The 19,516-nt window shown below is 66.1% G+C and carries 18 protein-coding genes; 9 read left to right on the plus strand and 9 right to left on the minus strand.

The genetic code is table 11. The features are described from left to right. Window positions 1-14 precede the first annotated feature (14 nt). Window positions 15-1,436 carry an FAD-binding oxidoreductase gene (locus HTUR_RS09725; RefSeq protein WP_012943148.1) on the minus strand — a complete coding sequence of 474 codons (1,422 nt, stop codon included), beginning with the start codon at window positions 1,434-1,436 and terminating at the stop codon, window positions 15-17. Window positions 1,437-1,531: 95 nt separating this feature from the next. On the opposite strand from HTUR_RS09725, the gene HTUR_RS09730 reads away from it, so the two are divergent. The 4 genes from HTUR_RS09730 to HTUR_RS09745 all read left to right on the plus strand — a co-directional run bounded on the left by HTUR_RS09730 (window position 1,532) and on the right by HTUR_RS09745 (window position 5,160). Further along, entirely contained in the window at window positions 1,532-1,828 is a 297-nt protein-coding gene (locus HTUR_RS09730; RefSeq protein ID WP_012943149.1) for a hypothetical protein, read from the plus strand. A 105-nt stretch (window positions 1,829-1,933) separates the two neighbouring features. Continuing rightward, the gene (locus tag HTUR_RS09735) at window positions 1,934-3,331 is read left to right on the plus strand and encodes a M14 family zinc carboxypeptidase (protein ID WP_012943150.1); all 1,398 of its coding nucleotides are present in this window, start codon (window positions 1,934-1,936) and stop codon (window positions 3,329-3,331) included. Between the two features lie 250 nt (window positions 3,332-3,581). After that, window positions 3,582-4,640, plus strand: a complete 1,059-nt coding sequence (locus tag HTUR_RS09740; RefSeq protein ID WP_049941871.1) for an LLM class flavin-dependent oxidoreductase — start codon at window positions 3,582-3,584, stop codon at window positions 4,638-4,640. Window positions 4,641-4,764: 124 nt separating this feature from the next. Next, the gene (locus tag HTUR_RS09745) at window positions 4,765-5,160 is read left to right on the plus strand and encodes a DUF7344 domain-containing protein (RefSeq protein ID WP_012943152.1); all 396 of its coding nucleotides are present in this window, start codon (window positions 4,765-4,767) and stop codon (window positions 5,158-5,160) included. Between the two features lie 42 nt (window positions 5,161-5,202). Here the strand turns inward: HTUR_RS09745 and HTUR_RS09750 are convergent, their stop codons facing one another. Next, window positions 5,203-6,168 (minus strand): NADPH:quinone reductase, encoded by a 966-nt coding sequence (locus tag HTUR_RS09750; RefSeq protein WP_012943153.1) that lies wholly within the window; start codon window positions 6,166-6,168, stop codon window positions 5,203-5,205. A 135-nt stretch (window positions 6,169-6,303) separates the two neighbouring features. On the opposite strand from HTUR_RS09750, the gene HTUR_RS09755 reads away from it, so the two are divergent. Together HTUR_RS09755 and HTUR_RS09760 are read left to right on the plus strand one after the other, a co-directional pair. Further along, a complete protein-coding gene (locus HTUR_RS09755) occupies window positions 6,304-6,867 on the plus strand; it encodes a type 1 glutamine amidotransferase domain-containing protein (protein WP_012943154.1) in 564 nt (187 codons plus the stop codon). A gap of 110 nt (window positions 6,868-6,977) precedes the next feature. Then, on the plus strand, window positions 6,978-7,379 hold the full coding sequence (locus HTUR_RS09760; protein WP_012943155.1) for a hypothetical protein: 402 nt from the start codon (window positions 6,978-6,980) through the stop codon (window positions 7,377-7,379). A gap of 36 nt (window positions 7,380-7,415) precedes the next feature. Here HTUR_RS09760 and HTUR_RS09765 read toward each other — a convergent pair whose 3' ends face one another. Beyond that, on the minus strand, window positions 7,416-8,537 hold the full coding sequence (locus HTUR_RS09765) for a pyridoxal phosphate-dependent aminotransferase (protein WP_012943156.1): 1,122 nt from the start codon (window positions 8,535-8,537) through the stop codon (window positions 7,416-7,418). Window positions 8,538-8,685: 148 nt separating this feature from the next. Here HTUR_RS09765 and HTUR_RS09770 point away from each other — a divergent pair, with 148 nt between their 5' ends. Further along, entirely contained in the window at window positions 8,686-9,345 is a 660-nt protein-coding gene (locus HTUR_RS09770) for a DUF6517 family protein (RefSeq protein ID WP_012943157.1), read from the plus strand. 156 nt (window positions 9,346-9,501) lie between these two features. On the opposite strand, the gene HTUR_RS09775 is transcribed toward HTUR_RS09770, so the two are convergent. Both HTUR_RS09775 and HTUR_RS09780 read right to left on the minus strand, forming a co-directional pair. Continuing rightward, the gene (locus tag HTUR_RS09775) at window positions 9,502-10,365 is read right to left on the minus strand and encodes a 2-oxoacid:ferredoxin oxidoreductase subunit beta (RefSeq protein WP_012943158.1); all 864 of its coding nucleotides are present in this window, start codon (window positions 10,363-10,365) and stop codon (window positions 9,502-9,504) included. After that, a complete protein-coding gene (locus tag HTUR_RS09780; protein ID WP_012943159.1) occupies window positions 10,362-12,119 on the minus strand; it encodes a 2-oxoacid:acceptor oxidoreductase subunit alpha in 1,758 nt (585 codons plus the stop codon). Before HTUR_RS09780 ends, HTUR_RS09775 begins: the two co-directional genes overlap by 4 nt. A 303-nt stretch (window positions 12,120-12,422) precedes the next feature. Between HTUR_RS09780 and HTUR_RS09785 the strand changes: the two genes are divergently transcribed. Together HTUR_RS09785 and HTUR_RS09790 are read left to right on the plus strand one after the other, a co-directional pair. Further along, entirely contained in the window at window positions 12,423-13,097 is a 675-nt protein-coding gene (locus HTUR_RS09785; protein ID WP_012943160.1) for a ferredoxin--NADP reductase, read from the plus strand. Between the two features lie 87 nt (window positions 13,098-13,184). Beyond that, window positions 13,185-13,571 carry a hypothetical protein gene (locus tag HTUR_RS09790; protein ID WP_012943161.1) on the plus strand — a complete coding sequence of 129 codons (387 nt, stop codon included), beginning with the start codon at window positions 13,185-13,187 and terminating at the stop codon, window positions 13,569-13,571. A 59-nt stretch (window positions 13,572-13,630) separates the two neighbouring features. Here HTUR_RS09790 and mce read toward each other — a convergent pair whose 3' ends face one another. From mce to HTUR_RS09810, 4 genes are all read right to left on the minus strand, one after another. Then, the gene (mce, locus tag HTUR_RS09795) at window positions 13,631-14,014 is read right to left on the minus strand and encodes a methylmalonyl-CoA epimerase (protein ID WP_012943162.1); all 384 of its coding nucleotides are present in this window, start codon (window positions 14,012-14,014) and stop codon (window positions 13,631-13,633) included. 333 nt (window positions 14,015-14,347) lie between these two features. Further along, entirely contained in the window at window positions 14,348-15,181 is an 834-nt protein-coding gene (locus tag HTUR_RS09800) for an aldo/keto reductase (RefSeq protein WP_049941680.1), read from the minus strand. A gap of 160 nt (window positions 15,182-15,341) precedes the next feature. Beyond that, window positions 15,342-17,642: a PQQ-dependent sugar dehydrogenase gene (locus HTUR_RS09805; RefSeq protein WP_012943164.1), complete on the minus strand. Its 2,301-nt coding sequence runs from the start codon at window positions 17,640-17,642 to the stop codon at window positions 15,342-15,344. A gap of 176 nt (window positions 17,643-17,818) precedes the next feature. Then, window positions 17,819-19,501, minus strand: coding sequence for an acyl-CoA mutase large subunit family protein (locus HTUR_RS09810; protein WP_012943165.1), 1,683 nt, complete (start codon window positions 19,499-19,501; stop codon window positions 17,819-17,821). Between the last annotated feature and the right edge of the window lie 15 nt (window positions 19,502-19,516).

Genomic DNA, 19,516 nt, shown 5'->3' on the forward strand with positions numbered 1-19,516 from the left:
TCGAGTCGCCGCGCTCAGCGCCGCGGCTCCCGCACGCCCTCCCCGTCTTCGGTCTCCGGAAAGAGTTTGCCCGGGTTCAGCGTTCCCGTCGGATCGAGCGCGTGTTTGATCGACCGCATGGCGTCGACGGCGCCCGCGCCGTGTTCCGGCTCGAGGTACTTCCGTTTCCCCTGGCCGATGCCGTGTTCGCCGGTCGCGGTGCCGCCCATCTCGATCGCCAGTTCGACGACCTCGCGGTAGACTCGTTCGCCCCGCTCGAGTTGGTCGGGGTCGTCCGGATCGACGAGCGGGCTGTAGTGGAGGTTGCCGTCCCCCGCGTGCCCGTAACAGGGGACGAGGAGGTCGTGTTCGTCGGCGAGCCGTTTGACCTCGCGGACGATCTCGGGGTAGGAACTGATCGGCACCGTCACGTCGCCGGGGTGGAGCGGTCCGCGGTCGGGATCGTAGCTCCGCATGGCGTACGCCAGTTCCCGCCGGGCCTCCCAGAGATCGGCCATCGCCGTGTCGTCGGCGCTCACTTCGAACTGGCGGACGCCGTGGCCTTCGAAGATCGTCCGACAGAGGTCGATCTCCGTCTCGATCCCGTGGTTGGCGTGGAACTCGAGGAAGACCATCGGCGCGTCGGGGAGATCGCTGCCGAGGTAGCGGTTCGCCATTCGGGCGCTCAGCCCGTCGACGAGTTCGATCTTGGCGACGTCGACCTCAGTGCGCACCGCCTCGGAGATGGCCTCGGCCGCGTCGTCGAGCGTCTCGAAGATCGCCCGGCCGCCGCGGATCTGTTCGGGGCGGCCCGCCAACTCGAGGGTGGCCTCGGTGACCACCGCCAGCGTTCCCTCGCTGCCGACGAGCAGGTCGGTCAGGTTGTAGCCGCTCGAGGTCTTGCTCGCTCGCGACCCGGTCTCGATGACGGTCCCGTCCGCGAGGACGGCCTCGAGACCGAGCACCCAGTCGGCGACCTCGCCGTACCTGACCGTCTGCATCCCGCTGGCGTCGGTCGCGATCATCCCGCCGATCGTGGAGATGTCGCCCGAGGAGGGCAGCGGCGGGAAGAAGAGGCCGTCCGGTGCGACGTGCTCGTCGACGGCCGAGCCGATGATCCCGGGCCCGACGTCGATTTGGAAGTCGTCGGGCCGATAGTCGACGATATCGTCCATCCGCGTCAGATCGAGGCTGATCCCGCCGCGGGCCGGGACGGCGTTGCCCTCGAGTCCCGTGCCGGCCGCGTAGGGCGTGACGGGAACGCCGTGTTCGGTCGCGGCCTCGAGAACGGCCGAGACGTCTGCCGTGCGTTCGGGGTAGACGACCGCGTCCGGGAACACGCCGCCGCTCTGCTCGGTGCCGAAATCGGTCGCGTGCGAGTCTCGGCGTCCCTCTGCGAACGAGACCTGATCGTCCGCGAGGTCGAGACCCTCGAGGAACGAGCAGTTATGTGTCATACGTGGTCATCATTCACGACTCGTATCAACGTTACCCACCGTCTTGACGAGTACCGAAAGATACCACTACGGGACTCCCCGCCGTATCGGTGCGTATGACCGACGAGTCGCTTCGCGAACGGGCGCAGGAACTCCACCGACACCTCGAGGCGACCGCCGAATTGCCGATCGATCGGACGGCGAACCGGTGGCTCGGCGAGGCCGAAGCCGTCGCGCGCGACGTGGCGACGAGCGACCTCGACGAAGCGACGACCCTCGAGCGCGTCGCGAAGGTCCAGCATCTGCTCGCCGAAGTCAACGAGACCGGCCACGAGGGAGCCGACGATCACCTCGAGGCGGCGAAGGAGGTCTGTGCGGGGATTCTCGAGGACGACGGGTCGACGCCTCCGTAGTCGGTCCAGTCCCGTTCGACGCGGTCCGACCGTGTGACGCAGCGATTCTTTCTTCCATGGAATAGCCGCCGGCACTTATTGCAGGGCGCGCAAAATGGTGGAAGTATGACAGGTTCTCCGTCAGCGCCGGCGCGTACGTTCGAATGGGTCGACGGCGCGATCCCGCGTTACGAGTCGTTCTTTACGGTGGACGAACACCGCGACCGCGACCGGGCCCTCGCGGCCGAACACGACCTCCTCGAGTACGACGAACGCGGCGAGAGCGCGAACGGCGAGACGCTGTGGACGGTGACCGTCGGCGACGGCGACCGGAGCGCGCTCCTGTTCGGCGCGCCCCACCCGAACGAACCGATCGGGTCGATGACGATCGATTTCCTGCTCCACGAACTCGCGACGAACGACGAGTTACGGGGGTCACTCGACTACGAATTCGTCTGTCTGCCGGTCGTCGACCCCGACGGCGTTCGGCTCAACGAAGGCTGGTTCGACGGCCCGTTCACGCTCTCGAACTACGCGCAGAACTTCTATCGAACGCCGCCGGACGAGCAGGTCGAGGCTACGTTCCCGGTCGAACGCGAGGGCTACGTCTTCGACGATCCAGCGCCGGAGACGCGGGTGCTGATGGACCTGATCGAGACCCGCCGCCCGGAGTTCGTCTACAGTTTCCACAACGCCGCGTTCGGCGGCTGTTACTACTACCTCACCGAGCCCCTCGAACGGCTCTACGACGTGCTCTCGTCGCTCCCGGGGGAGTACGACGTTCCGCTCCACCGAGGCGAACCCGAGTGGTTCGCGATGGAGGCGTTCGACGACGCCGTCTATCGGCTCCCGACCTTCGCGGACCGGTTCGACGACATTCGGGACCGTGACGACGTCAACCCCGAAGCGGCGCTCCTCGGCGGCAATTCCTACGATTACGCCGACCGATTCAACGAGGACGTTGTCGAACTCGTCGTCGAACTACCGTACTTCCGCGACCCGCAGATACAGGATCAAACCGAACTCGAGCGCCCTCGCGCGGACGTCATCCGGGACGGGGTTCGAAAACGGCAGACGCTCCTCGAAGAGATGCGAGACGGGGCCGATGCCGTCGCCGAGCACTTACCGGAGACGCCGATGGCCCGGGAGGCGACGGGGGCTATCCCCCACTTCGAGAACGAACTCGAGTCGAAACTCGAGTGGGCGGAATCGACCGCGGAGACGGACAGACCGGCGACAGTCGCCCAGCGCGTCGACGAGCACTTCCTCAGGCAGTACCACCTGCTGACGTACCTGGGTATGCTGTTACGATCGATCGACCGCGCCGCGATGAGCGCTGACGAGGGCGCTCGCGAGACGCTCGCGGAGACGAAAGCCGCACTCGAGGACGTCTTCTTCGAGCGACTCGAGGATATCCGAGCGCGACTCGACTACGAGACGATCCCGATCTGGAAACTCGTCGCGATCCAGGCCCGCGCGGGACTGCTCTGTCTGGACTACCTGCAGAACCGACCCGATAGGTGACGGCGAACGGGAACCGATATCTCGACCCGGACGGGCCGCGTACGCGAACGCCCGCGACTCGCGTCGGGACGATCGGCGTCGCTCGAGCGTTGGGTCGGTGTCTCGGCGATACCGCGAGCGGCTCGTGATCGTCCCGCGATCGGTCGAGCGTGCGGCTGAACGAAAATATCATAATTTTATGTGACTGGCTGTCGCGGTAGCGGACGATGACAGTCAGCCGACCGATTCGACCGCTGTGGAGGGCGGATCCGTGAACGCCGAGTTGGACCTGCTGGTGCGGCTCACCGACTACGAGCGGCCGCAGGACGTCGCCGACCGCGCCGTGCAGGCCGAGGAATTGGGCTTCGACCGCATCACGGTCGGCGAGACGACCGGCTGGAACATCATCCCGCCGCTGACGCTGGCCGCCGACCGCACCGACGAACTGGGCATCTCGAACGACGTCGTCTCGCCGTACGGCCGCTCGCCGGCGCTGCTCGCCCAGACTGCGCTGACGATGCACGACGCCTCCGACGGGCGATTCCGCCTCGGCCTCGGCCCGAGTTCGCCCGCGATCACCGAGCGCTGGCACGGCCTCGAGTTCGACCGGCCGCTCCGGCGCACCCGCGAGGTCATCGAGGTAATTCGGTCGGTCTACGAAGACGGAAATCCCGCCTACGAGGGCGAGATTTTCGACATCGCCGGGCTCAACTACGAGCGCGAGGTGCCCGAGAGCCCGCCGCCGATCGACCTCGGGACGCTCGGCCCGACGGCCACCGAGATGGCCGGTCGCTTCGGCGACGGCTGGGCGCCCCAGCTCTTCACGAAAGCGGGCCTCGAGGACCGGCTGGCGGACCTTGAGCGCGGTTATCAGATGCGATCTGATAGGCCGTCAGAACGTACCCGTTCTGACGACGGTGCCGAACTCGCGGACAAGCGCCTCGAGGACCTGCGCGTGGCCCCGATCGTCCGCGGGATCGCCAGCGAGGACCGCGAGACCGCGCGGGCGAAGGCGCGGTCGACGATCGCGTTCATGCTCGGCGCCTACGGCCCCTACTACGGCGATTCGGTCGCCGAGCAGGGGTACGCCGACGTCGTCGACGAGATCCGGGTCGCCTGGCAGGAGCGAGACACCGACGCGATGGCCGCCGCCCTCCCCGACGACGTGCTGGACGACCTTGCGCCCGCGGGGACGTCCGCGGAGGTCCGCGAGTGGGTCGAGGAGTACGCGAGCCTCGAGGCCGTCGACGCGGTTCGGATCGGCTTCGTCAACGAGATGAGCGAAGCGGAGAAGGAGACGACGATGGAAGCGGTCGCCGATCTCTCATAGACTCCCGCCGCCGGACCGATATCGGCGATATCGGGCGATATACGGCCCATATGCGGGGTATGTGGTCGTGTGTTTCGATCGAACTCACAGGTTGGTTAAATACCTCGCGCCGCCTATAGCGGCTATGACCCCACCCATCAACTCACCGGCGGCGGACCTCGAATTCGACGATTCCAGCGCCGACGCCGTCGATACGGCGATGGGGATCCTGGCGGACCGCAACCGCCGAGCGGTGTTGCGGTATCTCGACCGGTCCGACGGCACCGCCACGCTGACCGAACTCGCAGAGGCGATCGCGACCGACACCCGAAACCCGGATCCGACGACGATCTCTGACCTCGCTGACGTCTCCTCGCGGGACGTTCGAGAGGTCCGCATCTCGCTGCACCATCTCCACGTCCCGAAGCTGGACGCCGCCGGTGCGATCGACTACGACCGGAAGACGGAGACGCTGACGCTTCTCGATCAGGGGCGGACGCTCCTGGAGCGACAGGAGGCCGTCCGCGGTCCGCTCCGATAGCGCCCGCCTCGAGTTCGCTCTTCTCCCGCGATCGGTCCGCCGTTACGGCTCGAGGACCAGCTTCCCGAGGAAGCTGTCGCTCATCACGTCGCGCTGGGCCTGGGCGGCCTCCGCCAAGTCGTACGTCTGTGCGAGTTCGATCGACAGCCCATCGGTCGCCATGAGGTGGGCGACGCCGCGCAGCGGAACGCGCAGGTCCGGCGTGTTGAACATGCTCATGAACTGGTAGCTGACGTCCTTCGAGCGGGCGGCGCCGTCGTTCGAGAAGCCCGGATCGGGACTGTTCTCGCCGATGCCGACGACGCGACAGCCCGTCGCGGCGACGTCCGCGTCGAACTGGAGGTAGTCGTCCAGCCGGTGGTCCAGTACGGCGTCGACGCCGCCGTCGCTGGCCTCGAGGACGGCGTCCGCGAGGTCGTCGCGCGCGTAGTCGAGGACGGTTTCGGCGCCGAGGTCCTCGAGGGTCTCGTGATACTCGTCCGAAGCGGTAGTGATGACCCGGGCGCTGACCGCGTCGGCGATCTGGACCGCGGCGTGGCCGACGCCGCCGGAGCCGCCGTGGACCAGACAGTACTCTGCGGGGTCGAGCGCGGCGTGGTCGACCAGCGCGCGCCAGGCGGTAACGGCGGCGACGCCCGCCGCGCCGGCCTCGGCCAGATCCGCGCCGTCGGGCAGCTGGACCACTCGGTCCGTCGGCACCGTCGCGTACTCGGCGTAGGCGCCCTGGAAACCGCCGTTGCCGATCCCGGTCCCGAAGACGCGGTCGCCCTCCGAAAATTCGTCGACGCCTGCGCCGGTCTCGGCGACGACACCGGCGAAGTCGACGCCCGGGGTGAAGGGGACATCGACCGGCTCGTACGACCCGTCCCGGAAGTAGGTGTCGACGGGGTTGACTCCCGCCGCGGCCACCTCGAGGAGGAGTTCGTCCGCGCCGGGCTCGGGTCGGTCGACGTCGTCTACTTGCAGTACGTCCGCGTCGCCGTGTTCGTGAAGGCGTACAGCGCGCATCTCGTTGGTATCATGCCCGCAGAGGCGTATAAGGCTACAGTTCCCAGTGGCACGCGGAACCGTCCGATCGGGCGAGCCGCTTCGGCTGCACCAGCAAGTCAAACGCTTGTCCGCTCGCCGCGCCTGTTCGAAAATATGGTAGATATCGACGTCGACGGCAGCGAACTCGAGGACGTGACGGTCGCTGTCTTCCTCGCGCAGGAGGGCACCGAGGAGGTGGAGTTCGTCGAACCGACGGACCTCGTCACCGACGCCGGTGCGACGGTCGACGTGGTCGGCAGCGAGACCGGCGAAGGACAGACTGTGAACAACGACTTAGAAGGGAGCGAGAGCTACGAAATCAAGAAGTCCTTCGACGAGATTTCCGCGGACGACTACGACGCGGTGATCGTCCCCGGCGGCACCGTCGGCGCGGACACCCTCCGGACGTACGACGAGGGCGTCGACCTGCTCCGTCAACACGTCGAGGCCGGCAAACCGACGGCCGTCATCTGTCACGGCCCGTGGACGCTGGTCGAGGCCGATGTCGTCGACGGAAAGCAACTGACCTCCTACCACAGCCTCCAGACCGATGTCCGCAACGCCGGCGGCGAGTGGGTCGACGAGGCGGTCGTCGTCGACGACGGCCTGATCACGAGCCGGAATCCGGACGACCTCGAGGTCTTCTGTGAGACGATCCTCGAGGAATTCGCACAGTAGGGAACTGACGGCGTTTTGTTACTCGGTTACTCAAAACAGCGGTCGGCGATGAAAATGTTGCCCGTTTAACGGCATTGGGTGTGTTACGGAAAAACTGGGTGAAACACCGAATGACCGATCGCATGTTCGATGCGCTCGCGGACGGCTATCGGCGGGAGCTGCTGGTCGACCTGCTGGATCACGCGCCACGGCGGGTCTCACAGCCCGCCGGCACCTCGTGGGAGATCACCGAGTCGAACGACGGGCTGCTTCGCAGACACCTCTCGAGTTCCCGAGCGATACCGGACGCCGACGAAGCGCTCCTTCGCGCCCACCACATCCACCTCCCGAAGCTGGACGACTACGGGTACGTCGAGTGGGATCGGGACGAGCACCGCGTGACGCGGGGCCCCCGATTCGACGAGATCAGGCCGATCGTCGAACTCCTGGACGGACGGCGGGACGAACTCCCCGCGGAGTGCCTCCGAGACCCCGAGGAGGCGCCTCGAGTCGTCGGTCGATCGTCGAAGTGACTGGCGGATCGCCGGCACCCACCCCGTTCTCGGATCCTATCGAACCGCTCGCGTCGCGTCGTCGATGATCTCGAGGGCGTCCTTCAGGTCCTCGGTACCCGTCGCGTACGAGAGCCGGGCGTACCCCTCGCCGTGCTCGCCGAAGGCGTCGCCCGGAACCACGACCACGCCGCGGTCCAGCACTTCCTCGCACCAGCCCTCGGGCACCTTCGGCATCGCGTAGAAGGCCCCCGCCGGCGTCGGCACCTCGAGGCCGGCGTCCTCGAGGCCGTCGACGACGAGGTCGCGTCGCCGCTCGAAGGTCTCGACCATCTCTTCGACCGGCTCCTGCGGTCCCGTCAGGGCCGCCTCGGCCGCGTACTGGGCGGGCGCGGAGGCACAGGCCTGGCCGTACTGGTGGACGCGCAGCATCCGCTCGATGCGGCGGTTGGAGGCGGCGACCCAGCCGAGTCGCCACCCGGTCATCGAGTAGGTCTTGGAACAGGCGCTGACGACGACCACGTTGTCGGTCTCGGCGAACTCCATCGGCGAGTGATGTGCGCCCTCGAAGACGATGTGTTCGTAGACCTCGTCGGAGAGACAGAGCACGTCGTGTTCGTCGGCGATGCGGGCGAACTCGCGCATATCCGCCTCGCTCTGGACCGCGCCGGTCGGGTTCGCCGGGCTGTTGACGATGAAGACGGCGGTGTCGTCGGTGATGGCTTCCTCGACGGTCGCGGGATCGAGCGTGAGGTCCTCGCGCAACGGCACCGGTTTGGTCGTCCCGTCTGCGATTTCGGTCAGCGCGTCGTAGGAGACGAAGCCGGGATCTGGGAAGATGACCTCCTCGCCCGGATCGACGTGGGCCTGAAGGACGAGGTGCAGCGCCTCGCTGCCGCCCGAGGTCGCGATGACGTCCTCGGGATCGATCTCGAGGCCGTAGTCCCGGTCGTACTTCGCCGAGATCGCTTCTCGGAGGCTGCGCGTCCCCTTGTTCGACGTGTATGCGTCCGTGCGGCCCGATTCGATCGCTTCGATCGCCCCGCGGCGAGCGTGGGCGGGCGTCGGAAAGTCTGGCTGTCCCAGCCCGAGGTTGATCGCGTCCTCGCTCGCGGCTTCGAACACTTCGCGGATCCCGCTGATCGACACCTGCTCGACTCGGTTGGCGAACTCGGTCATGCCTAAACCGGTGGGGTCGACCCCGATAACGCTTGCTGTGTTCGCCGTCGCCGCCGCGCAGCGGGCCACGCCGATTCGACTAATTTCGCCGCGCTGACAGCCGAGCCGGCCTGCCACAAGGAATATACAGTTGCTGACGAAGGTCAGAATGATGACTACGTTTCGCCGAACGGTTCTCGCGACCGGAGCGACTGGCGCGCTCGCGCTCGCGGCCGGCTGTCTCGATTTCGCGCTCGGAAACGGCCCGCTCGAGGTCACGGCCGAACGCGCGGCACCGACCGACAGCGCGCTCGAAACGGCCGGCTACGAGGAACGCGCGACCGAGCAGCGATCGATCGAGGAGCGCGTCGACGTCGGCGTCGAGCGCGACGTCGAAGCGACGGTCTGGCTCTCGACGTACACGAAAGAAATCGAATTCCGCGGCACCGCGGGCGAGGGCTGTGCGTTCGCCGCGATTTCGATCCCCGACGTCTCGGTCGCGGGCCGGTCGTTCAACCCAATCGGGGAGTTGAGCAACGAGGAACTGCTCTCGGAGTACGGCGGCGAACTCGAGCGCGGCGGCGCCTCGATCGAGAACCTCACCCACCGGGAGTCGTTCGGCCTCGAGATTCTCGGTGACGGACGGTCCGTCGACGTGTTCGAGGGAACGACGACGTTCGAGGGCGAACGGATCGACGTCGACATCGTAGTGACGTCGTTCGCACACGAGGGTGATCGGCTAGTGCTGGTCGGCAGTTATCCGGCCGCGCTCGCCGCGGAGTCGGCGACCGCCGAGGAACTAATGGAGTCCGTCGAACACCCTGTCTGAGCGGGCTGCCGCTCGATATCCGGGCTCGAGTCCATCGAATTAACAGCGAGAGCGATACGTCTCAACCGTCCGAACCACTCGTTCTGTTTCCGTTTTCCAACACGGCGCCGTCGCTCCCTCGATCGCGCGCGAAAAAGTAGGTCGATTCGTCGGCCGTTAGTAGAACTCGCGGACGAGGTCCATCGCGTCCTCGGGCGCACCGTCGGGGATCTCGGACATGTCCTCGGTGACGCCGTGTTTCTCGTGGTACGGGACGGAGTTTTCGTCCTGGTACATGACGCCCTGGTACTCCTTGTCGCTGTCGAGGATGACCTCCTTGGCGGCCTCGTAGTCGTTGGGGTCGTGACCTTCGTCCTGGAGGTCGACGAGGTTGTCGCGGAAGTAGTCGTAGGTGTCGACGTCGTTGAACGTGACGCAGGGGCTGAAGACGTTGACGAAGCCGAAGCCGTCGTGTTCGATCGCTTCCTGGATGATCTCCTGGTGGCGCAGCGCGTCGGAGGCGAAGGACTGGGCGATGAACGAAGCGCCCGAAGCCAGCGCCAGGGCCAGCGGATTGACCGGCGGCTGCTTGGGGCCTTCGGGGGTCGTCGACGTCTCGAAGTCCGACCGCGAGGTCGGCGAGGCCTGTCCCTTCGTCAGGCCGTAGATGCGGTTGTCCATGACGACGTAGGACATGTCGACGTTCCGGCGGACGGCGTGGACGAAGTGACCGGCACCGATCGAGTAGCCGTCACCGTCCCCGCCGGCGGCCATGACCTCGATGTCCGGACGGGCCATCTTGACGCCGGTGGCGACCGGGAGCGCACGGCCGTGGACCCCGTGGAGGGCGTAGCTGTGCATGTAGGTCCCGATCTTGCCGGAACAGCCGATCCCGGCCACCACGAACGTGTTGTCGGGGTCGTTGCCGGTTTCGGCGAGGGCTTTCATCATGCCGTTCATCGTCCCGAAGTCGCCGCATCCGGGACACCAGGTCGGCTGCTTGTCGGATTTGAAGTCGGTGAATCGTACGTCTGAGCTCATTGTGCAGGCACCTCCGCGGAGAGTTGCTCGGTGATCTGTTCGGCGAGTTCGTCCGCCTTGAAGCGGACGCCGGTGTACTTGTTGATGCGCTTGACGCGGGTAAGCACGTCGTGTTCGATCAGGTCGGCGAACTGACCGGTCGCGTTACATTCGACGACGATCACATCGTCGGCGGCCTCGATCTCCTCCGAGAGGTCGGGCCGCGGGAAGATGTAGGGCACCGAGATCACGCGGACGTCGATCCCGTCGTCCTCGAGGTAGTCGAGCGCTTCGACGAGCGCGCCCTCGTTCGAGCCCCAGGAGATGATGAGGTTGTCGGCGTCTTCGTCGCCGAACTCGCGGTAGTCCCAGTCCTCTTCTTCCTGTGCGGTCTCGACCTTTCGGTAGCGCTTGTCGACCTGCTGGACGCGCTCGTCCTGATCCTCGGTCCGCCGACCGAGCTCGTCGTGCTCGAGGCCGGTGGACATGTGAGCGCCGTCGACCGTGCCGGGGATCGCGCGCGGGCTGACGCCGTCGTCGGTGACGGCGTGGGCGCGGAAGTGACCCTGCGCGTCGAGCCACTCGTCGACCTCGTCGTCGTCGACGAGTTTGCCGCGGTCGATCTCGACGTCGTCCATGTCGAAGGCTTCCGGCGGGAACGTCTGCTCGGTGACCGACATCGCCAGGTCAGAGACCAGGAACACCGGCGTCTGGTACTTCTCGGCGAGGTTGAACGCCTCGACGGTCTTCCAGAAACACTCGGTGATCGACGTCGGCGTGATGACGAACCGCGGCACCTCGCCGTGGCCGCCGTACAGGGCCATGTTGAGATCGCCCTGTTCCTGCTTCGTCGGCATCCCCGTCGAGGGACCCGACCGCTGGACGTCGGCGATGACCAGCGGCGTCTCGCTGGTCGCGACCAGTCCGAACGTCTCGGTCATCAGGTCGATCCCGGCGCCGGACGTCGCGGTCATGGATCGGGCGCCGGCTCGCGCGCCGCCGAGCGCCATGTTGATCGCCGACAGCTCGTCCTCGGCCTGGACGACGTGACCGCCGTAGTCCTCGATACGCCCGGTCAGGTACTCCATGATCGACGTCGCGGGCGTGATCGGGTAGCCGGCGTAGAACCGGCAGCCGGCGGCGATCGCACCCATGCCGATCGCCTCGTTGCCGTTGAGCAGGACGTAGTCGTTGTCCGTGGTCTCGACGCTGTAGCCGAGATGCTCGAGGTCGTAGTTCTCCGCGACGTACTCCTGGCCGAGGCGGGCGGCCTCCTTGTTGTTCTCGACGATCTGCGAGCCCTTGCCGCCGAAGCGCTTCTCGAGGGCTTCGTCGAGGTACTCGACGTCGAAGTCGGTGATCTCACACGCGGCGCCGAGCGCGACGATGTTGCGCATGATCGCGCCGCCGGCGTCCTCGGCCAGCGACTTCAGCGGGACGTCGACCGCCGTCATCTCGTCGGGAATCTCGGCCTCCCAGGAGCGCTCGCCGTCGTAGATGATGGCGCTGCCCTCGTGGAGTTCGTCGAGATTCTCGTCGATCGTTCGCTGCGTGAGCGCGACCAAGATGTCCAGGCGATCGACGACGCTCTGGACCTCCTCGACGGAGGTTCGAATCTTGTAGGCCGTGTAGCCACCGCGGATACGCGACGCGAAGTCTTTCGACGTGAATACGTGCCGTCCGGCTCGGGCGAGTGCCTGAGCGAAGATCTTGCCCGTGGAGTCGATACCGTCCCCGGCCTCGCCTCCAACCGCCCAGTTGAGGTCCTCAGCCATGTTATGTCGACCCTTGCTCCCAGTAAATGAAAAGGCTTCTGAAAGCACAGCCGGACCGCCGCAACAGTCGCTGATATGTTCGGCCCGGAAGGACAGTTTTTCTTACTCAGTACCGAATTAATCGTAGAAACGCAACACGGACTCGAGTGACAGAAGTCATGGCAGAGGTGTTCTAAAGCCGGATTCGTGTTATCGTTCCGGGTGCGATCCGCGGTCGATCGAATCCCTCGGTCTCGGTGGTCGCGAACGGCGACTCGTCGGGGAACGGAACGCCTTTTCGACCGGCCGGTAAACGTAGACGACATGCCAATCGAGGGGACGCCAGTCACCGTCGAATCGATCCGCGAAGTAGGTCCCGACACCGTCGCGCTCGAACTCGAGACGCCCGACGAGTTCGACGCCCACCCCGGGCAGTTCGTTCTGCTCCGAGCTGTGCCCCGGGACGTCAACGACGACGAGACGGTCGACGACGACGAGGTCGTCATGCGCCACTACACGCTCTCGTCGCCGTCTGTCGACGAGACCTTCGAGATCACGGTCGGGATCGACCCCGAGGGCAACCTCTCGCCGTGGCTTGCCGACCTCGAGGGCGGTGAGACCGTCCACGTCGAGGGGCCGTTCGGGACGATCGCCTACGAGGGCGACGAGGACGTCGTCGCCGTCGCGGGCGGCCCGGGCGTCGGCCCCGCGGTCGCCATCGCCGAGGCGGCCCACGAGTCGGGCCACGACGCGGTCGTCATCTATCAGGCCGACGTACCGGCCCACACCGATCGCCTCGAGGCCCTCGAGGACGCGGGCGCGGACGTCGTCGTTCTCGACGGCGACGACGACGCGGGGCTCGAGGACGCGCTCGAGCGCCACCTCGAGGACGGTCGGATCTACGCGTTCGGCTTCGAGGAGTTCGTGACGCTCGTCGCGGACACCATCGAGGACGCCGGCGGAGATCCCGACGACGCGCTGATCGAGAACTTCGGCTGAGGTCGGAGGCGGCGGGGGAGACGCTCAAAAGCGAGACCGGTCGCTCGCAAGCAGTGAGGCTACGCGCACCCGCGTGCTAGCACGGCTATGGTAGACGAGGACCTCGAACTCGAGCGCGACATCGGCGAGGCGACGATCGTGTACGACGAACACGACGAGACCGTCGAGAAGTCGGTACCCAACGAACACATCGCCTACTTCCAGGACCACTGGATCATCAAGACCGGCGAAGACAACGAGGGCCGGGATATCGTCCGTCGGATTCCGGCCCAGCGCGTCCACTACGTTGAGCGCACCGTCGACGAGTTCGCGGAGGAAGTCGAGACGCTGGTCGATCAGGTCCAGTCGTTCGCCAGCGAACTCCGGACGAAGATTCCGGTCGGCGGGAACGGCGGCGAGAGCGAGCGGCCGGAACCCCACCGCATCGACGTCGACCGCGGTGAACCGGGCGAGAGCGAGAACCGACTCGAGTAGCGTCGATACCCGTCGCTTCCCGCTCGTTCCATTCCATCCCGTCCCGTTCTGTTTCGCACTCAGTGTTCGACCAGTTCGATCAGAATCCCCCCGGTGTCCCTGGGGTGGAGGAACGCGACCGAGTGGCCCCACGCGCCGGGTCGCGGTTCGTCGTCGATCAACGCGACGTCGTGTTCGCGCGCGGTCTCGAGGGCCGCCTCGATATCGTCGGTCGCGAGCGCGAGGTGGTGGATTCCGGCGCCGTTGTCCTCGAGATAGCGCGAGATCGTGCCTTCCTCGAGAGGCTCGAGCAGTTCGAAGTAACCATCGCCGCACTCGAGGAAGACGACGCGCAGTCCGTCGAACTCCTCCTCGTGGGCGACCTCGAGGCCGAAGAGGTCGCCGTACAGGTCGGCAAGTTCCCGTACGTTCTCCGTCGCGATCCCTGCGTGATCGAAGTGCATGGGTGCTCTTTTCTCGGGATCGACAAATAGCGCTATGGTTCTCGGCGATTAATCGTTTTATTTCAGGTTCAGGTAGTCTCTCGAGTCCAATCTGAACGATGGAATCGAACGGTACTACGTCACGAACGCGTATCCATCAGGATTGTGGCAACAGGGAATCGCCACACCCTCCCCAACCGATTCGCTCGCTCCGAAGTCGCTCACTCATCCCTCGCACGGGATCATCGGCCGCCCTCACTATCGTTCAGGCGGCCGACAGCGCGCGCCACCGCACACCGTCGGTCGGAGCAGTCTGTAGGCCGACGAAATTGATCGTTCGACCCGAGAAATCTCTCACCGCAGTCCGAGCGTGACAGCCAGCTGATCCCAGAGTCCGTCGCCGACGTCGGCGACCGCCGCCAGCTCGTCGTCCGAGAGTTCGAAGTCGAAGATGTCGGCGTTCGCTTCGATGTGCTCGCGGCTCGAGGCCTTCGGAATCGCCGCCACGCTGGGCTGCTGGACGAGCCAGCGCAGCGCGACCTGCGACGCCGACTTGCCGGAGGGATCGCCGATCTCGGCGAGTCGGTCGTCGCCCGGAACGGTCCCCTCCGCGAGCGGGCTGTACGCCGTCAGGCAGACGTCGTGCTCGACGCAGTACTCGAGCAGGTCGTCCTGGTGGTGATACGGGTGGTACTTCACCTGGTTCGCGACGATCGGCGTCTCGGACAGCTCGCGGGCCGACTCGAGTTGCTCGACGGAGAAGTTGCTGACGCCGACGTGATCGACGGCTCCCTCGTCCTGCAGGTCGTTCATCGCGGTCAGCGTTTCCTCGAGGGGCGCGCGGTCGCTCGGCGCGTGGAGCAAGAGGAGATCGACCGCCTCGAGTCCGAGTCGCTCGAGGCTCTCGCGGGTCGATTCGAGGACGTCGTCGCGCGCGGCGTTGTCGGGGTGGACCTTGGTGACGACGAAGACGTCCTCGCGGTCGACGTCGCTGGCGGCGAGGGCCTCGCCGACGGCGCGCTCGTTGTCGTACATCTGGGCGGTGTCGACGTGTCGGTAGCCGACCTCGAGGGCGGTCTCGACGGCCCGCCGACACTCGTCGCCGGTCATTCTGGCGGTGCCGAATCCGAGCACCGGAATCTCGGCGCCCCCTGCAGTAACGGTCGCTGTCGAGGCGGTCTCGCGCATGGCTCTGTTTTTCACGTCGGGAGCCATCAACCCCGGGCCGGCGAACGGAGCCCGCGGTTGTCCACAGTTCGAGGACGGGCCTCGCCCGGTGACTCGAGGGCGGTCCTCGAGCATGACCAGCCTCGAACCGGCGAGCATGGGCGATGCGGCGACGGCGGGATCAGGCGCCGTCGGCGGTCACGTTCTCGCTCAGCGTCTCGTTGTCGGTCGCGTTCTCACCGTCAGTGACGTTCTCGTCCGCGACGCTCTCGTTGTCCGTGGCGTTCTCGGCGATCGATTCGTTCTGAGTGTCTTCGGTCGCGTTCTCGTCCGTCTCTTGCTCCTCGGGTTCGACCGCTTCGTCCGCTTCGAACGGTTCCAGCGACTCGCCCTCGCCCGGTGGAACGATCTCGAAGACCGTGCCCGTGTCGCCCTCCGGAACGCCCACCTGATTTGCGAGCACGTACACGTTACCGTCGAGGTCCTGACCGAACTGCCGGACGAAGTACGGAAACGAGCCGTCTTCGGAGCCGGCGAGCTGGAGTTCCTCCATATCCCAGAGTTCGTCTCGCGGAACGACCTGCTCTTGGCCGCCACCGCCGACGTCCGCCGCGCCGTCGTCGGGCGTCTCGTTGGTCGCGTTGGTCGCGTTCGTCTCGTTCTCGAAGCCTTCGCCTTCGATACCCTCTTCGTCGGGCGTCGCGTTCTCCGGCATCTCCTGGTCGTCGGGACTCATCCCTTCGGTCTGGTTGCCACCGCCGTCGCCGGTCATCCCTCCGGCCCCGTCACTCGGCTCCGAAGCGGCGAGGATTCGCCCCTGCGGGGACTGTCGCGCCGGATCGGCCGTCCAGTCGCCGAAGACGTACTTCCCGTCGAGGTCCCCGATATCGCCGGCCTCGTAGACGTGGCCGCCGATGATCGTGATGCCGACCACCTGTTCCTGGTACACGTGGGGATACTCGACGATGGGGTCTTGCAGTTCCTGCCCGTCATACGGCGCTTCGTCGGGCGCCGAGTCGGGGCAGTCCTCCGGCGGCTGGCTGGGACTCTCAGTGCTGAAGCAGTGGGTCCCCTCCTTGACGTTCCAACCGTAGTTGCCGCCAGCCTCGACGAGGTTCGCCTCCTCGAAGAGGTCCTGGCCGGCGTCGGAGACGAACAGCCGTCCGTCGCTGTCGAAGGAGATCCCGAAGGGGTTTCGGAAGCCCCACGCGTAGTGTTCGTCGAGTCCCTCGTCCGAATCGACGAGCGGGTTGTCCTCCGGGATGGCGTACGGTCGGTCCTCGCCCTCCTCGTCGGCGGCGTCGCCGCTTCCGTCTCGAGACGTCTCCGACATCTCGCTATCGACGTCGACTCTGAGGACACTTCCGAGGAGGTTCTCGCTGACGTCCTGTCCGTTCCCGCCCTCGTTCCCGTCGTACCAGTCCTCGACGTGGCCTTCCATGTTGTCGTTGGCACCGCCGCCGTCGCCCATCGGGACGTACAGGTAGCCGTCGGGGCCGAACGCCATCGGTCCGGCGTCGTGGTTGTACTGGGGCTTCTGGAACTCCATCAGAACCCGTTCCGAGTCGGGGTCGCCGGCGCTCAGGTCCTCGGTAGCCTGCAACTCGGAGACGACCTCGACGTGGCTCCAGCCCTCCGGCGTCTCGTCGTTCGGCGGCGCGCTGTAGTGGACGAAGAAGCGGCCGTTCTCCGCGAACTCGGGATGGAACTCGACACCGAGCAGTCCCCGCTCGTCGTAGTCCTGATTCGGATCGGCGTAGTCGCCCTCGAACGTGCCGAGTTCGACCAGCCGGTCGCTGACGTCGAGGAACGGTTCGTCCTGCAGGCCGTCTCCCGTAACGACCCAGAGCTCGCCCGTCTGGTCGGCGACGAAGTACCGCTCCTCGTCCTCGTCGGCGACCGCCATGTCCGTCGGCGCCGTCATTCCCTCCGCGAGCGTTCGTACGCCGATCTCCGCGCCGGGATCGAAGAAGGCCTCGGGCTCTTCTTCGGCCGCTTCGTCTTGCTCCGCCCCGCCCCCACCACCGTCGCCGACCGAAATCTCCCCGCGCATCGTCGCCGAGTGCGGTTCGCAGTAGTACTCCGCCATCTCGCTCGTCGCCTCGAACTCGAGGGTCTGCGTCTCGCCCTGTTCCATCAGCAGGTCGGTTCGCTCGAGTTGCTCTCCGCCCTCGCTCTCGATGACGAAGTTGTGCGGTTGCCCGTCGAGGTTCTCCCACGTGAGTTCGTAGGTCGTTCCCGCCTCGAGTTCCAGCGTGGGGTTCGTCTCGCCCGCGATGTCGTCGGGCGCGACGCCCTGCCAGCCGCTGGTCTCGCCGCCCAGTTCGATCGTCTCTACCCCCTGAGCGGCCGCGAGATCGCCCAGCGCGACGACGCCGCCGGCGGCCGCGGCGGCCTTCAACAGGTGCCGACGGGACGTCGCGGTATAGTCGGTCGCTGATTCGGGTACCGGATTCGGCCGCTCGTCAGATCGCTCGCTCATGGGTGACTCACGGCACCGCCGTCGGCCGATATTCGGATAAATAGAGCCCACCGTTTCCTCGAGTTCCCCGCTCAACGGAGTGTTGCCTCCGAATCGCCCGACGGAAGCGTCTGTAAACGAGTGTTACTCGAGACACATCGGTAGCGTTACTCGAATCAACTCGTAGGTTCAGTTCGTCAAACCGTGCCGCCGGGCTGGTACTCGCCGAACTCGTCGCGCATGACGTTACAGATCTCGCCGACCGTCGCGTACACCTTCACCGCCTCGATGATGCGGGGCATCAGGTTCTCCTCGCCCTGCGCGGCCTCGCGCAACGCCTCGAGTTTTGCGTCGACGGCCTTGTCGTCGCGCTCGGCGCGGACCGTCTCGAGGCTGTCGATCTGGCGCTGCTGGTCTTTCTGGGTGACTTCCTCGACGTCCATCTGGGGGTCCTCGTCGACTTCGAACTCGTTGACGCCGACGATGATCCGCTCTTTCTCCTCGATCTCCTTCTGGCGGTCGAACGCGGTGTCCTGAATCTGGCGCTGAACCCACTGCTGCTCGACGGCCTCGAGCATCCCGCCGCGCTCCTCGACCTCCTCGAGAATCTCGTAGGCCTCTTCTTCGACCTCGTCGGTCAGCGATTCAACATAGTAGCTGCCCGCCAGCGGGTCGATGGTGTCCGCGGCGCCGGACTCGTGGGCGAGGATCTGCTGGGTTCGCAGGGCGGTCCGAACCGATTCCTCGGTGGGCAGCGCGAGCGCCTCGTCCTTGCCGTTGGTGTGGAGGCTCTGCGTGCCGCCGAGCACCGCGGCCAGCGCCTGATAGGCGACGCGGACGACGTTGTTCTCGATCTGCTGGGCGGTCAGCATCGAGCCCGCGGTCTGGGTGTGGAACTTCAGCTGCTTGGACTTGGGATCGTCCGGATCGAACCGCTCCTCGATGATGTCGTGCCACATCCGCCTCGCGGCGCGGAACTTCGCGACCTCCTCGAAAATGTTGTTGTGGCCGTTGAAGAAGAACGACAGCTGCGGAGCGAACTCGTCGACGTCGAGGCCGGCTTCGATGGCCGTCTCGACGTACTCGATGCCGTCGCCCAGCGTGAAGGCCAGTTCCTGTGCGGCCGTCGAACCCGCCTCGCGGATGTGATAGCCCGAGATCGAGATCGTGTTGAACTTCGGCGTCTCCGAGGCGCAGAACTCGAAGATGTCCGTGATGATCCGCATCGACGGCTCGGGCGGATAGATGTAGGTGTTGCGCGCGATGTACTCCTTCAACAGGTCGTTCTGGATCGTCCCCCGGAGCTCCGAGCGGTCGACGCCCTGCTGGTCGCCGACCGCGATGTACATCGCCAGCAGCACCGACGCGGGCGCGTTGATCGTCATCGACGTCGAGACCTCATCGAGCGGGATGCCGTCGAAGACGGTCTCCATGTCCGAAAGCGAGTCGATGGCGACGCCAGCCTTGCCGACCTCGCCGGCGGCCATCGGATCGTCGGAGTCGTAGCCCATCTGGGTCGGCAGGTCGAAGGCCATCGAGAGCCCAGTCTGCCCCTCGTCGAGCAGGTAGTGGTAGCGCTCGTTGGTGTCTTCGGGCGTCGAGAAACCGGCGTACTGGCGCATCGTCCACAGCCGACCGCGATACCCCGTCGAGTACACCCCGCGCGTGTACGGCGGCTCGCCGGGATTTCCCAGATCCTCCTGATAATCGAGGTCGGCGACGTCGACGGGCGTGTAGAGTCGATCGACCTCTTGGCCCCCGGTATCGGTAGTGAACGTCTCCTTCCGCTCGCCGAAGCGCTCGAGGACGGGCGCGACCTCCTCCTCGTGCCACTCCGCCTTGCTGGCACGGATCTCCTCGAGATCGTCCTGATCGAACATTATCGTTACTGATCG

It is taken from the genome of Haloterrigena turkmenica DSM 5511 (assembly GCF_000025325.1).
GTDB lineage: Archaea > Halobacteriota > Halobacteria > Halobacteriales > Natrialbaceae > Haloterrigena > Haloterrigena turkmenica.